At 64.7% G+C, this 13076-nt stretch carries 13 protein-coding genes; 5 read left to right on the top strand and 8 right to left on the bottom strand.

Going from position 1 to position 13076, the window contains the following annotated elements; genetic code table 11:
• Positions 1 to 164: 164 nt before the first annotated feature.
• The 6 genes from D7W79_RS43180 to D7W79_RS08505 form a co-directional block, all read right to left on the bottom strand.
• Positions 165 to 1133, bottom strand: coding sequence for an S-4TM family putative pore-forming effector (locus tag D7W79_RS43180; RefSeq protein ID WP_244221656.1), 969 nt, complete (start codon positions 1131 to 1133; stop codon positions 165 to 167).
• A complete protein-coding gene (locus D7W79_RS46080; protein WP_120524845.1) occupies positions 1088 to 1963 on the bottom strand; it encodes an SMODS domain-containing nucleotidyltransferase in 876 nt (291 codons plus the stop codon). The genes D7W79_RS43180 and D7W79_RS46080 overlap by 46 nt, the downstream gene beginning before the upstream one ends.
• A gap of 311 nt (positions 1964 to 2274) precedes the next feature.
• Positions 2275 to 3510, bottom strand: coding sequence for a serine/threonine protein kinase (locus D7W79_RS08515; protein ID WP_120524844.1), 1236 nt, complete (start codon positions 3508 to 3510; stop codon positions 2275 to 2277).
• 174 nt (positions 3511 to 3684) lie between these two features.
• A complete protein-coding gene (locus D7W79_RS44870; protein ID WP_244221654.1) occupies positions 3685 to 4281 on the bottom strand; it encodes a hypothetical protein in 597 nt (198 codons plus the stop codon).
• 236 nt (positions 4282 to 4517) lie between these two features.
• Positions 4518 to 5519, bottom strand: coding sequence for a serine/threonine-protein kinase (locus D7W79_RS44865; RefSeq protein ID WP_244221653.1), 1002 nt, complete (start codon positions 5517 to 5519; stop codon positions 4518 to 4520).
• Positions 5520 to 5530: 11 nt separating this feature from the next.
• The gene (locus D7W79_RS08505) at positions 5531 to 6439 is read right to left on the bottom strand and encodes a DUF2381 family protein (RefSeq protein ID WP_158616914.1); all 909 of its coding nucleotides are present in this window, start codon (positions 6437 to 6439) and stop codon (positions 5531 to 5533) included.
• A gap of 374 nt (positions 6440 to 6813) precedes the next feature.
• Here D7W79_RS08505 and D7W79_RS08500 point away from each other — a divergent pair, with 374 nt between their 5' ends.
• The 5 genes from D7W79_RS08500 to D7W79_RS08480 all read left to right on the top strand — a co-directional run bounded on the left by D7W79_RS08500 (position 6814) and on the right by D7W79_RS08480 (position 11330).
• A complete protein-coding gene (locus D7W79_RS08500) occupies positions 6814 to 7101 on the top strand; it encodes a hypothetical protein (RefSeq protein ID WP_208729670.1) in 288 nt (95 codons plus the stop codon).
• Between the two features lie 236 nt (positions 7102 to 7337).
• Positions 7338 to 8396, top strand: a complete 1059-nt coding sequence (locus D7W79_RS08495) for a hypothetical protein (RefSeq protein ID WP_147441851.1) — start codon at positions 7338 to 7340, stop codon at positions 8394 to 8396.
• Positions 8393 to 9928 (top strand): primase-helicase family protein, encoded by a 1536-nt coding sequence (locus tag D7W79_RS08490; RefSeq protein WP_120524841.1) that lies wholly within the window; start codon positions 8393 to 8395, stop codon positions 9926 to 9928. Before D7W79_RS08495 ends, D7W79_RS08490 begins: the two co-directional genes overlap by 4 nt.
• Positions 9925 to 10146, top strand: coding sequence for a helix-turn-helix domain-containing protein (locus tag D7W79_RS08485; protein WP_120524840.1), 222 nt, complete (start codon positions 9925 to 9927; stop codon positions 10144 to 10146). Before D7W79_RS08490 ends, D7W79_RS08485 begins: the two co-directional genes overlap by 4 nt.
• Positions 10143 to 11330, top strand: a complete 1188-nt coding sequence (locus tag D7W79_RS08480) for a tyrosine-type recombinase/integrase (RefSeq protein ID WP_120524839.1) — start codon at positions 10143 to 10145, stop codon at positions 11328 to 11330. Before D7W79_RS08485 ends, D7W79_RS08480 begins: the two co-directional genes overlap by 4 nt.
• Positions 11331 to 11426: 96 nt before the next feature.
• Here D7W79_RS08480 and D7W79_RS08475 read toward each other — a convergent pair whose 3' ends face one another.
• Positions 11427 to 12179, bottom strand: coding sequence for an SIMPL domain-containing protein (locus D7W79_RS08475; RefSeq protein ID WP_120524838.1), 753 nt, complete (start codon positions 12177 to 12179; stop codon positions 11427 to 11429).
• 128 nt (positions 12180 to 12307) lie between these two features.
• Positions 12308 to 12952 carry a hemerythrin domain-containing protein gene (locus D7W79_RS08470; protein WP_120524837.1) on the bottom strand — a complete coding sequence of 215 codons (645 nt, stop codon included), beginning with the start codon at positions 12950 to 12952 and terminating at the stop codon, positions 12308 to 12310.
• Positions 12953 to 13076: the final 124 nt, after the last annotated feature.

Below are 13076 nucleotides of genomic sequence, written 5' to 3'. Positions count from 1 at the left end.
TGCGCGTAGGTCGCGTCTCCCGGCACTGGCATCCTAGACATGAGGCGCACGCATTGAACGCGCATTGTGCAACTTTGCTACAACCGGTTTAACTCCCTTTATTGAAGGCATCAAGAGGCAACGGGGATGCGCATCACAGGCGCAAGATGGTCCCCCCGGCACCCTCAACCCTCTGTTGACGCGCGTGCCTGCAGAATCGCCTTCACTCTACGTGAGGCCGCCTCGTTCATTTGGACCTCTTGCTCCGCTCGTAAGCGAAAATATATCCAATCAAATATGGGTGGGCTTTGACGCCTTCGGTCCAGGATCTCATCCTGCAGTTCACGAGCCTCCTTATCGAGGGTTTCGGGTTTCGGAGCAGCACCACCCTCAATACGAACCAACAGATCTTCGGCATGCTTTGTTGCTCGTTCGCTGGCAACAGCAGCATCCTTCTGCTCCGAAAACTGACGCAACCCGATCGTCAAGACGGGCACCGCCAGCGGGACTACTACGGCAAAAAACTCATCAAATCTCATGCCCCCAAGGAAGCCCGCCCCCAAAGACACGAGGATAACAGCAACAACACAAACCACAGCGGAGACAGCATATCGACGACGAAGCCGGGCATCCCAAACGCAATTAGCCCGCTGACAAACTATCCGGGCCTCCCCCAAAGGCAGGGAACCAACAGCAGGCGGATACCAGTCAATCAAGCTGTCGTACTTGCCATGCTTGCGTCGATACGACTGAACTGCTTCCAGGACCCCCTCCATGGATGGTGCCGCACCAGCCTTGAGTGACTTCCATGGGATCACCAACACGCCACAATCAAACTTCTCCTGAATCAGCGCCGCTTCTTTTCGCAACTCTTTCTGCCTTCTACTCAAATAAAAGAAATCAATCAGGAAAATACCAACCCCCCATGCTGCCGCTAGCGGCTTAAAGCCAGCCCAACGAGCGGCAACAAACGACCAGAACACGGCAAATGGCGCAGCCAACACCATGGACAGAGCAAGGAGAAACTTCACACGCGAGTACAATTCTCGCTGCGCCGCAAGCAACTCCAGATTCTCTTCTTTGTTCTGCTCAATAGGGATGCTGTTCATTAATAGTAATAGGCCGGAAACCTGCCTCCAAACAGCTTGTACCACCAATCAAAGGCATCCAACTGTCGCCCCTCTTTCATGGCGTCTCGTGCTTTCGTTGCACGTGCAGAGGCCGTCTGCAACTTCGACCTGGCCTCTTGCCACTTCACATCAGATGAACACGGCCGAATGTAGCCTGAAATCCCTTGGGGATCCTGCATGCTCGGCAAATCGGAATTACACAACTGGCGAAGTATCACTTCAATATCCACCCAATAAACAATTGAACTCTCACCATGCGCGTATCGCGCAACGAACATGTTCAAATAGAACGAAGAAACCGGGACATCACAGAAGTATTTCCACGCCTTAACAAAGCGAATAAGGGGTTTCACCCGTCCATTCAGCCTTGCATCAACTGCACGAACATATTCATTGCTGGCATCAGGGCTAGACCGACGCCACCCACTCTCGCAGTCAGCAATATCGTAGAGTCGATACCCCCCACTCGTTCTTCCGACCAAATCCGCTGGAACAACTTCTGTAGATTCGTTTGCGTTCACTCCAAATGGGACCTTGATCGCAGGGCAATCCACTCGAACGTTCGTTCTTGGAAAGCTAGCATCAAGTGCATTCCGGACCTTGACCAACGAATACGAGGAATTCGCAGTCAACTCTGACGTGGGAAGCTCCGCAAAATAGTCGACGTCGCTATATCCTGAAATACTTGTCCCGTTCCCGAAGGACCCTGTCCTAAAGAACGCATTCAATCCGAAATTCCGCCTAAGGCACGACTCTATGGAAGCACGATGAGACTTCGCTGCATTTGACTCCCCAACCGTCGGCGTCAATTGAAACAAAAAATCCCGAAACGCTTCATCAACTGTTCGCGGCATATCCCAAGCCCAACACATGAACGGCAAACGCACTCCAGGGCATTTGCCATCCTCCAGTGAAATCATCCATCAACAACCAAGCCAACCCACTGATCAAACCCAACGAGACTCGCACTTACCATCAACCCACAAACAACATTTAGGCGCAGGCCTCTGTTTCCTTTCGCAACCGCTGACACCATCGTCGTCCGCATTTCGTAAGATTTCAAGAGCCGGCTCATGAATATTCCCCTCTCTACAACTCAGCACGGATAAAACTTTAGGCTTATGGTTTCTTTGCCCCCAACAGAGTCCTCCCTCGCGCAAAGTTATCACCTCGTCCGGTTGCTATTCTTCGTGGCAGCCGCTGGTGGACCACGCCGATGAGAGGGCTCTGTGGGGATCTCATCTTGATTTAGCGGGACAGGGAGAGGAACAAGAATACCTCCTTCGTCATCCGGCACTTCGATATCCCAGAGCTGATGCTCCGCTTCCGCAAGAGCCTGCTGAACCTCCTTCACTGCGGCCTCGCCCGAATACGGCGGCAATCGCGCCAGCCGCGCGCGGAAGAGTCCCTCTAACTCCGACGCTGTGGCGAAGCGCTCCGAAGGTTCGGGCCGCAGCAGCGTGTGGAGGATGTCGCGCAGTGGCACGGACAGCCCCTCCGCCGCGCGTTCCACGTCCACAGAGAGGTACGACATGGCACACCGGATGATGTCCTCCGCGAAGGGCGGCAGATTGAGCCCCAGCGAGGCCACCGACGCTGCCAGCACCTTCTCTCGTTCCTCCCGCGACAGCCGTGCCTCCACCCCTTCCGCGAGCAGGTAGCCCGGGTCGTAGAGGTGCCGCCCCGTGGCGAACTCCAGCAGCGTCAGCCCCAGAGAGAAGAGGTCGGCTCGCGCATCCACCGCGTCGCCCAGCAAGGCCTCGGGCGCGGCATAGAGGACTTCGCCCTGGGGCCGGGGGAAGGACGTCGCGACGCGACCAGTCAACCGGGAGAGGGCCACGCCGAAGTCCGTCATCCGCACCTCACCGCGCGGCCCCAGGCGGATGCGGCCCGGGTTGACGTCGCGGTTGACGATGCCCAGCGGCAGCCCCGCTTCATCCGTGCGCGTATGCGCGTAGTCCAGCGCCGCCGCGACCTCCGCGCCTACGTAGAGGACGAAGGACTCAGAGAAGTAGCGTCCGCGCGCCTGGGCCACCGACAGCAGCGTGTTGAGCGACAAGCCCTCCAGGTTCTCCATCACCACGCACAGCCCATGCGTCATCTCGACAAGCCCATGGACGCGCGCGATGCGCGGATGCTGGAGGTAGCGCGCGAGCCGCACCTCTTCCTCCAGCCGCGTCCGCGTGTGCTGAAAGCCTTCGGACAGCTCTTCGCCTTGCGGCAGGGGGATGCACTTGAGCACCACGCAGTCGCCCAGCCCTTGGGGCGTCCGGACGAAGGCGAGCAGGACGCGCTCTCCCAGCCGCCCCACTCCCAGATCCCGGAAGAATTCGTAGGAGGTGTCCCCCTGCGTGAAGAGCACGACGCCGCTGGAGAGCAGCGGATCAGACGGATGGGCCATGCGGATACCCCTTGCGCCTGCGCGAGAGGAATTCGCGCGAAGGAACTTGCAAGGTAGTGCCCGCATCGATCCTCAGGAACGACGCGGCGGGTTCAACTCCCCCGAAATTCCTCTCACTCCGGGTGAGAAGGACAGGGGCTGAATTGTAAATGAGTGTTACGTCGGGCAGGAGCCTCAACGCCAACGTTCGACCGCGATGCCAGACAGGTTACTGCGAGTCACGATCTCGCCCGGCTTGGACTCCTCGGCTCTCGTGGTCCATCCGAGTTCGTCCTCGTTTCCCATCTCAATGCAGACCGGCACCCTCTGGCCATTCGGAAGCCGGGCCTCGGTGTAGCGTCCCAGCAGCAGGTCCTTGTTCCCCGTCCACAGGTAGCCGTAAAGCAGCGTGCCCTTGGGCAATGCGCGCTGCTCGTCGGTGTATACCTCCCCCGTCACGGGCCCCTCGCGGAAGATCCCATCATGACCCGCGCGCCTCTGACGCGCGTCCGCGTAGAAGGCGACATAGGCATTCTTCCGCAACCCCAACCCGCCGTCCGCCTTCTTGGTGAACATTGCCTTGCGTGCGGCCTCGGGGCAGTCCGCGGCCTCGGGCCGCACCTGGGCTCCCGGGCAGCCCATCTGGAGGGCAGCGGCGGCGGTCAGACCCGCGCACGTCTTGAGGAAGCCACCCCATTCCGCCGGGGGCCAGCCCGGGGAGACGGCCAGGGGCTTTGGCTTCCTGATAGCGGGAGCGGGCGGCGGAGACATGGGCGAGGGAGCGCGCTTCACGGGAGGACTTTCCTTCTGCTCGGGTGCGGACACGGGAGAGGCTACTTCAGGGGGCATCGTGGCGGGCGCTGGAGGGGGAGCAGGTTGCTTCGGCTCTGGATTCACCTGCCATGCGGAGGAGGGCGCTAACGGCGTCCGCTGTGCAGTGGGAAGAGATTCCGAGGGTGTCGTGAAGCGCCACAGCACGAGGCCGCCCAGGAGCACGGCAAGCGCCACCATGAAGGCCCCTCGCGCGGTCACCAGTCCCTGCCGGGCGGCCGGGGCAGGCACCTCCTGTGAGGGAATGGGGGTGGCGCCTCGGGGGCGAGTTGGACGTGGGGCTTGGGAACGTGGAATGGCTCCCTCCAAGCGATTCCCACCTCAGGCAGTAATGCCGTCAGCTCGCGCCGCATCACCTCCGCCGTGGGGGCACGCTTCTCCGGATCGCGGGCAACGAAATGGAGGACGGCCGCGCCCAGGGCCGCTGGCACCCGAGGGTTGAGCGAATGCGGCGCGGGCAACTCCAGCCTGCCCCCCAGGAACATGGCCGGAGATTCACTCCAGGGGCGCGCAATCGTCAGCAGGTCATAGAGGCAGATGCCCAGCGCGTAGACATCATCCGTGGCCTTGAAAGTGTAGCGCGCCTCGGACTCCTCGCCATGCTCGCGCAGGAACTTCGTGGCCTCGGGGGAGCGGTAGCGCCGGGTGCCGGGCGGCAGGGGGGAGTCCGTCAATTCGGGCGCCCGCGCGTAGCTGCCCACCCCGAAGTCCAACAGGAAGGGCTCACCGTCGGAGGCACGCACGAGGATGTTGCTCAACTTCAAGTCACGGTGGAACACACCCCGCGCGTGCACGTGGGCCAGGGCGGAGGCGAGCTTGACGAAGAGGGCCACCACCTCATGCGCCGTGGGGTGCGTCTTCTCCATCCACTCGCCCAGCGTGTAGCCCTCCACGTAGTCCTCGACGACGTAGAGCCAGCCCCGGGTCGCGTCGTTCCATCGGCCGTGGGCATACATGCGCACGATGTTGGGATGGCCGCTCACCTGGGCCAGGCAGACCATCTCCCGCATCAGGCGCGCGTCCGACTGCTCCGCGTCTCCACTGCTGGCGCGGTGCATGGCCATCTTCAGCGCGAAACGCTGGCCCTCTTTCTCTACGAGGTAGACGGCGCCGAAGGATCCCGAACCCAGGGCCTTCACCACGCGCCAGCCATCCACCATCTGCCCGGGCTTCAAGCTGGCGGGAATGAAAAGCAGCATGGCCCGCGCTTCTAGAACACCAGGGAAGGGATGAGAAGGCGCCGCTCTCCCGCGCTGTCGCGCAGTTCCACCCGGAGGGTGGCGTCTTTAGGCCAATCCTCGCCACGGGCCTCCACCACGACCTGCGCCTTCCCACCCGGAGCGATGTGAGGCTCTCGCATCGTCACCATCGCATGGGAGCGCCCACCGCGCGCCGAGGACAGTCGGGCCTCCGTGGGCGTCCAGGGCGCCGCCCCTTCGTTCGTGATTTCAAGCGAGAGCGCGACCCACCCTGTGCCTCGGAAGGCGGTGAGACGCTCTACCGTTAGCCCGTTAGCGGGCTTCAACAGTTGGGCTTTGAGTTCTTTCACCTGGATACCGACAGGATCCAGCATCCCAGCCAAGAGCATGCCCGAGGGTCCCGTGGCCGCGCTTCGCGCCCGGAGCGCTTCCAATTCGATGTTCTTTCCCGCGCATGCGGCGCGCACCTCGTCCAATTCGGCCTGCACCGCCTCGGCCGTGCGTGGCAGCCGCGACACCTGGACCTGCGCATCCACCTGGGTGGCGTTCGTGACGGGAGCGAAAACAGCGCGTGCTGGGGCCATGCCGTCCGCGAAGGGCACGGTCAGCAGCACGCGCTCACTCGTTCCCAAGTCGCCTGTGGGCTTGAGCATGATCAGCCGGTCAGTGGCCACGATCAGCTCGAAACGGTCTCTGGCGTCCCCCAGCTTCACTCCTGCACGATCCACGGGGGAGTCGAACTCCAATGCAGTGAGGGAGCCAGAAGCGACGTGCAGCTCCACGGGCTTGCCGGTCGCGGACTGGGAGAGTGTCACCCGCCGCTGCACCAACTCACGCCCTCGTGAAGGCTCCTGAGCCGTGACGTTCGTGCCCAGCAGAAGAAGGGACAGCAGCAGCAACGGACGGAAAACCAGGAGCACCGGCAGGCAACCTCCGAGAAGACGGCGCTGACCGTAACAGGTGCCGTGGGGTCGCAGATCTCCGCGCAGCCTCCGCACGCGGTCGTTTCGGCAAGGAATCAGGGGATACGCCGCGCATAACGAGGCCCCTCATTTTTCCTGAGAATTTTTCGAGCGTGTGGGACCGCCGAGCAAGGTCTCACAGGTCGCCTCTTCGGAAATCGGAACCGGGGGGGCATGAACCTACCGCAGCGGATCGTGGCGCTGAATCTCCCAGGTCTACGAGTCACAAGCGAGGGAGCGGCGCGGCCCCTGCGGAAACATTGGAGCGTGGGCCACCTTCGGAAATCGCACCCATTTACGGGGGGCGAAGTCACAGCCAACGAAGGACGACCATGTTTGAAGCCGTCGAGAATTACCGCCCTCATGTCATCGCGGCGTTGGGCGACGCCGGGACCAAGGGCCTCACCGTGAAGGAGCTGCGCGAGCGCATCAACGCGGGAGAAGAGATCATCCGTCGGACGCTCACCCTCCTTCTGTGCGCTGGCAAGGTGCGCGAGTCCTTCCGCTACACGCCGGGCGCTCGGGGCGCTGTGCCACGGGTCTACGCCCTCACCCAGCTCAATGACGCGACGCTGGCTGTCAGCCCTGCGGCCGCCTCGGAACAGGCGGTGACGGAGTGACTGACGCAGCTCTTTTCTCCCTCTCCTCTCTCTCTTCTTCTCCTAAGGAAAAGGAAGTTCTGTCACTCCGTCACGTGCAGAGTGAAAACCCCGGTGACGGTGCAGTGACGGAGCCCCCACGCGTTGAGTGCTCCGTCACATCCGCCAGCGCGGCCGGCTGTTCTTCAACCTCCGCGCTCGCATCCTGGGCGGTCTGCCTGACGGACTCGCGGTTCACGCCCGGTGGCCTGGAGGTCGTGACGTTCGATTCAATGGCCGAGCTGATGGCCGCGCTCTGGGAGGTGGCCGAGGAGCCGCTCCTGCGCGAGGAGAAGGACGGCCGCGCCATCATCCCCGCCAGGCCGTGCCCGCCCCGCGCTGATGGCCTCTACGAAGGCAAGGACGGGCAGCCCACGCCCACACCCTACCGCCGCAACGCGAACCTCTCCCACGTCACCCTGGGCATCGTGGACTTCGATGGTGAGACCCGGACCGCGCTTGAGGCGTGGCTTACAGGCCTGCGCCGCCGTGGCCTGTGGTTCCTCGCCTACCCCACGCACTCCTACGGGCGCACAGCGAAGCCCATCCGCTACCGGGTCGTCTTCCCGTTCAGCGAGCCCGTTCCCGTGGGCTCACCGTGCCGCTGGTCAGAGCGTCTGTGGCCGCGCCTCATGCAGTGCGTGGGCCTGGGCGACATGACCGACGCCGCGCTGAAGGCCGATGCATCCTGCAAGGACGTGGCGCGGCTCTACTACCTGCCAAGCTGGGACCCCTCCAACGCAGTGCCACGCCCAGCCCCTGAACATCACCAGGGCCAGCCGCTGGACGTGCAGGCCGAGTTCGGTCCCCTGCTCCGGGAGCCCTTCGCGCGCTACGCCGAACGCCCCAATGAAAAGCAGGTGGGCGGCTTGCGAGCGGCGAATCCGAGTGACGTGCGCAAGCGGCTCCAGCGCTTCAAGCGTTCCGACGTGGTGACGGTGCTCGCGCAGATGGACGCGGGCGAAGTGCTCATGCTCGACGGGCAGCGGCACTTGGGCATCAACAAGCTGACCGAGCTGCTGGCCAGGGTGGCCAAGCCTGACGAGAGTTCAGAAAGCATCCTCGAATGCGCGCGCCGCTCGCTTGATGCCCTCGCCCACCTGGAATCCTCGCGCGACGTGTGGGGCGAAGCACTGCGTGGGTTGCGAGGCGCACGCGCCAAGCTCACGCAATGGGAGCGACAGCGGAAGGCTGACCAGGAGGCAGAGCACGCACGATGGCTCCGGGCTCTGAAACTGGTGGCCCATCCGAACCTCGAAAACGGAGGCGAGCGATGAGCGCGGAGATCCAGCCCGGTAACGCTTCGGCTGACGTCGCCGACAGGGACAGCGCGCATGCCCAGGTGGCAAAGCTGCCGTTGGTGAAGATCGTTCCGCTGGAGCGCTACCTTGCACGTCGACACGACGGATACGGCTTCGCTCCCGAGTTCCTGACCCAGAAGGCCGCGGAGGACTACCTCATTTTGCGCGGGCTATTGGAGCCGCGCGATACGTGGCCACGTGGGGCGAGCCCGCTAGCGTCCTCGCCGAACGTCCCGGATCTCTGCGTGGGCGTTATGTCCATGGAGTGCCGGCCGCACGCCCCCGCGCTCCTCATGCGCAAGGACGGGACTTTCGCGGTCAACACCTGGGAGCCCCCTTCGCTCGTACCGGTGCCGGGAACGTGGCCCAACGTGCGCCGAGTGCTTCTCTGGCTCGCGGAGGACGAAGCCGGGCTGGACTGGTTGCTCAACTGGATCGCCTTCAAGGTCCAGCATCCGGGCTCCAGGCCGGGCACCGCCATCCTTCTGCAAGGGCCTCCGGGTTCCGGGAAGAACGTGCTCTATCGCGTGCTGGCGCACCTGCTGGGGCCGTCCAACTGCGTTCAGATTGGCGAGGCGGATCTGGCCAAGCCCTACAACTTCCACTTCGCCACGAAGCTCCTGATCTTCGCCAACGAGTTGCTCGACAACCACAAGCGCGGGGGTTCGCTCGGCGACGGGCTCAAGGCGACCATCACCGACGGCGAGGTCTTCCTGGAGAGCAAGGGCGTTGGCCGGACGTCCGCGACGAATCGCGCAGCGTTCCTCGCGGCCACCAACCGGACGAAGCCCCTTGAAATCGAAGAGGGCGACCGCCGCTGGACGGTGCTCCACAACAGGACCAAACCCGCCGAGTACACGCACTCGGACCTGGGCATGACGCATCGGGAGTTCTTGGAATCGCTGCACGCTCCTGGAGAGGACGACGCGTTCACGCCTGAGTTCATGCGGCAGGTGGCCGCCTTCGCGCATGACATGGGGACTCGCGCCGTGGACGTGCGACGGGTCCGCCGGCCCCACGTCAATGCGTCCCGCGAGGAGCTTCAGCAACTCAGCGAGCCTGTGACGGAGCAGTTCCTGCGAGAACTCAGCGAGAGCCCAGACCCCGACGCGCAGCTCCGCGACTGGGCGACGACGGGCCCGATGGCCCAAGCGATTCACCGTGGCGGCGCTCAGGTGGGCAAGACCCAGGCGTTCACGAATGACGCGCTGTATGCGGCGGTCTGCGGCTTCTGCATCGCGGTGGGGCAGAAGCATCCGCCCCAGAAACGGACCTTCCTTGCCGCGCTGAAGACAGCAGGCTGGACCGAGCAGCGCGACAACAGGGCACGGGGCTGGCTTCCCTCTTGGCATCAGCCGGCTCAGGACGCATCACCGCAAGCGGCGAAGGTCGTCCCGCTCACGGCCCCGCGCGGTGTTCACGTCGCGAGCATGAGCAACCCGCAGCCGTCCCCCGAGGCAATGCCAGGCCGCGCGCCTCCAACCAACGGGGGCGGGCCGACGCGATGACGAAGCCCACTGAAGCAGGAGCCAGCGCACCCGAGTTCCTGACGGTCGACGAGGCCGCAGCGCTCCTGCGCGTGAACCGGAAGACGCTCTACGAGTTGATCCGCCTGACTCAACTCTCAGGCGTGATCCACATCGGCCGATCCATCCGCATCCGCCGCGACACGCTGTTAGCATGGCAGCCGGGTAACGGCGGTCCTGCGCTCGGCGAGAACCGATGAGCGTCAGGCAGCGGAAGTGGAAGACGGCGGAGGGCAAGGTGCAGGAAGCGTGGTGGGTGGACGTGAAGTACCAGCACCCCAGCGGGAAGGTGGAGCGAGTCCGCAAGGCATCGCCCATCAACACCCGCCGGGGCGCGGAGGAGTACGAGCGTCAGGTCCGCCACGCCTTGCTGACCGGGACCTTCGGAAAGGAGAAGCCCACGGAGAAGCGCGTCGTCACGCTGGCGGAGTTCGAGCCGCGCTTCATCACGTACAGCGAGAACAACAACAAGGGTTCCACCCTGCTCAGCAAGCGGCAGATTCTGGCGGATCACCTCCTGCCGTTCTTCGGAGCCATGGCGCTGGATGCCATCGGCCTCGCGGAGATCGAGGACTTCAAAGCCGCCATGCGCAAGAAACACTCGGGCGCGCGGGCACGGAAGGAAGCCCCCTCGCGGGCAGCCCTCCGTTTGCGCAAGGGCTCCGGGCCACCGCCCATGAGCCCCCGGTACATCAACAACACCCTCACGGTGCTGCACAAGCTGCTCACGCTCGCGCAGGAACAGGGCGTCATCGCCCATGTCCCTCGCGTGAAGCTCCTGAAGACGCGGAAGCCCGCATTCGACTTCCTCACCTTCGAGGAGGCCGAGCGGCTTGTCGCCCACGCCGAACCCGCGTGGAGGGCGCTGCTCCTCGTCGCCATCAAGACGGGCCTCCGCGAGGGCGAGCTGATGGGCCTCCAGTGGAGTGACCTGGACCTGCCGCGCGGCAAGCTCCAGGTCCGGCGCACCCGCACGAACGGACAGGAAGGCTTGCCCAAGGGTGGCCGCGAGCGAGGGGTGGACCTGCCCGCGTCCGTGGTCGATGCCCTCAAGGAACACCGGCACCTGCGCGGGGCCTACGTGTTCTGTCAGGAGGACGGCCAGCCGCTCACCGACGGCCTGATGCGGCGACCGCTGGAGCGCAGCCTGATTCGGGCGAGCATCACCCGTGAGCAGGGCCGTATCGGCTGGCATGACCTCCGCCACACCTACGGCAGTCACCTCGCCATGCGCGGTGTCCCGCTCAAGGTCATCCAGGAGCTGATGGGCCACGCCACCATCGAAATGACGATGCGCTACGCCCACCTCTCCCCGGAGACGAAGGAGCGCGCCGTCCAACAGCTCGACGCGCCCGCTTCGCAGAACCGCGCCGCTCTGGCCTGACCGCGCCAGAGGGGCACATTGGGGGCACATGAAGCTCCCCCGACAACGCAGCACCCCGGCAAGCCGTTGAGATTGCTGGCCTTGGGATGGCTGTAGCTACTGAATCGCGAAGATGAGCGTCACCTTCGCCTGCACAGTCTGCTCTTCCGGCTGGATGGGCGTGGTGGGCGCGGCTCGCGACTCCGCCATGTCCATGGCGAAGGTGGCCGGGTACAGGCGCGGCGCTTCCGTCACCGTGCTCGCGTCCAGCACCGCGCCCAGCTTCACGTTCAGCGACGCGGCCAGCACGTCCGCGGACTTCCTCGCCCGCGCCACCGCCTGCCGCAGCGCCTCGCCCTGCACCGCGTCCTGGCGGCTCAGGCCGAAGCGCACGGAGTCCACCCGGTTCGCTCCCGCCGCCAGCGCCTTGTCCAGCAGGCCTCCCACCTTGGAGAGGTCCGTCACGTGGACGCTCACCAGGTTGCTCACGCGGTAGCCCTTGAGCTTCGGCTCTCCGCCCTGCGGCGGCGACGGCGTGTACTCCGGATAGACGTTGTAGTTGCGCGTCTGCAGGTCGCGCTTCGCGATGCCCGCGCCCGTGAGCGCCGCGAGCACCTTCTCCATCTGCTTCGCGTTCTCCTCGCCCGCGGCCTTCGCGTTCGGAGCGGACGTCTCCACCGCCACGTCGATGAAGGCCTCGTCCGGCTGGGCCTTCACCTCGCCCGTGCCCTCGACGCGCAGCATGCGCACCCGCGGATCCACCGGCGGCCTCGGCTGCGGTGATTCGGCCGGGGGAACCTGCGTCTGCGCGGCGGCCGTGAAGCCCACGAGCATCACCAGCGTCGTCAACATCCTGCGAACAGCGGACATGGCGCCTCCTTCCCAAAGGCGGGAGAACCTTCGCGCGTGTCGCGCGAAAGCCCCCTCATACCCCTGGGACGCCCCTGCCCCGGTGGACATTCACCGGGCCCGGGGACGTCCAGCGCCGGACGCTCACTTCAGTGCAGCGAGTCGCCCGAGGAGTCGAGCGACATCATCGACTCCAGCGGCTTGCGCAGCGGACGCGGCGCGGACTTGCGCACCTGCGTCACCGCCTTGCGGCGCGCGACGCGCAGCGCGTCCCGCCCCATGTCCATCATCGCCGCCACCGCGCCCGTCAGCAGGTTGCCCGGCGGCGTGTCCGGCTGGGCCGGGTGCGGGTGCGTGGGCGCGGCCTTCTTCGCCAGCTCCAGCGCCTCGCCCACCTGCCGCAGCTCCTGCGGCTTGAAGGCCTTCTTCACCTCCGGGAAGAGGTACTGCTCCTCCTCCGTGACGTGGGCGCGCACGTTCTCCATCAGCACGTGCACCTTCGCGTCGAAGCGCTCGGACTCCGGCGGCATCGTGTCCAGCTCCGACAGCACCCACTTCACCACGTGGTGCTCCTCCAGCGCGCGCAGCACGTCCGGGGACAGCTCCTCGGAGCGCGCGCGCACGGCCGGGTAGAAGACCTGCTCCTCGATGGCGGCGTGGATGGACAGCTCCCGCACCATCTCGTCCACCAGCTTGCGCTTGTGCGCGAGCGCGTGCTCACCCGCCTTCTCGAACTTGCGGAACAGCTGCTCCACCGTCTTGTGGTCCGCCTTCAACAACATGATGGCATCCATGGGCCGTCTCCCTTCCGTCGAATCAGGGGCCGCGCCTCCCCCAGCGTGAAACCGCCCGGACCCTCAAGGCCCTGGCGCAGCGCGGCACGGAGTGAAGGGTGGGGATGGATTCCCAGCCGTGCCC

This window comes from Corallococcus exercitus (assembly GCF_003611585.1).
GTDB classification, from domain to species: domain Bacteria; phylum Myxococcota; class Myxococcia; order Myxococcales; family Myxococcaceae; genus Corallococcus; species Corallococcus exercitus.
This window is presented reverse-complemented; position numbering and strand designations above follow the sequence as displayed.

Coding starts and splice junctions, on each gene's coding strand:
- D7W79_RS08470 (WP_120524837.1), bottom strand. CDS start 12,952: ATGGATGCCATCATGTTGTTGAAGGCGGACCACAAGACGGTGGAGCAG.
- D7W79_RS08485 (WP_120524840.1), top strand. CDS start 9,925: ATGACGAAGCCCACTGAAGCAGGAGCCAGCGCACCCGAGTTCCTGACG.
- D7W79_RS46080 (WP_120524845.1), bottom strand. CDS start 1,963: ATGCCGCGAACAGTTGATGAAGCGTTTCGGGATTTTTTGTTTCAATTG.
- D7W79_RS44865 (WP_244221653.1), bottom strand. CDS start 5,519: ATGCTGCTTTTCATTCCCGCCAGCTTGAAGCCCGGGCAGATGGTGGAT.
- D7W79_RS08480 (WP_120524839.1), top strand. CDS start 10,143: ATGAGCGTCAGGCAGCGGAAGTGGAAGACGGCGGAGGGCAAGGTGCAG.
- D7W79_RS08490 (WP_120524841.1), top strand. CDS start 8,393: ATGAGCGCGGAGATCCAGCCCGGTAACGCTTCGGCTGACGTCGCCGAC.
- D7W79_RS08500 (WP_208729670.1), top strand. CDS start 6,814: ATGTTTGAAGCCGTCGAGAATTACCGCCCTCATGTCATCGCGGCGTTG.
- D7W79_RS08515 (WP_120524844.1), bottom strand. CDS start 3,510: ATGGCCCATCCGTCTGATCCGCTGCTCTCCAGCGGCGTCGTGCTCTTC.
- D7W79_RS08475 (WP_120524838.1), bottom strand. CDS start 12,179: ATGTCCGCTGTTCGCAGGATGTTGACGACGCTGGTGATGCTCGTGGGC.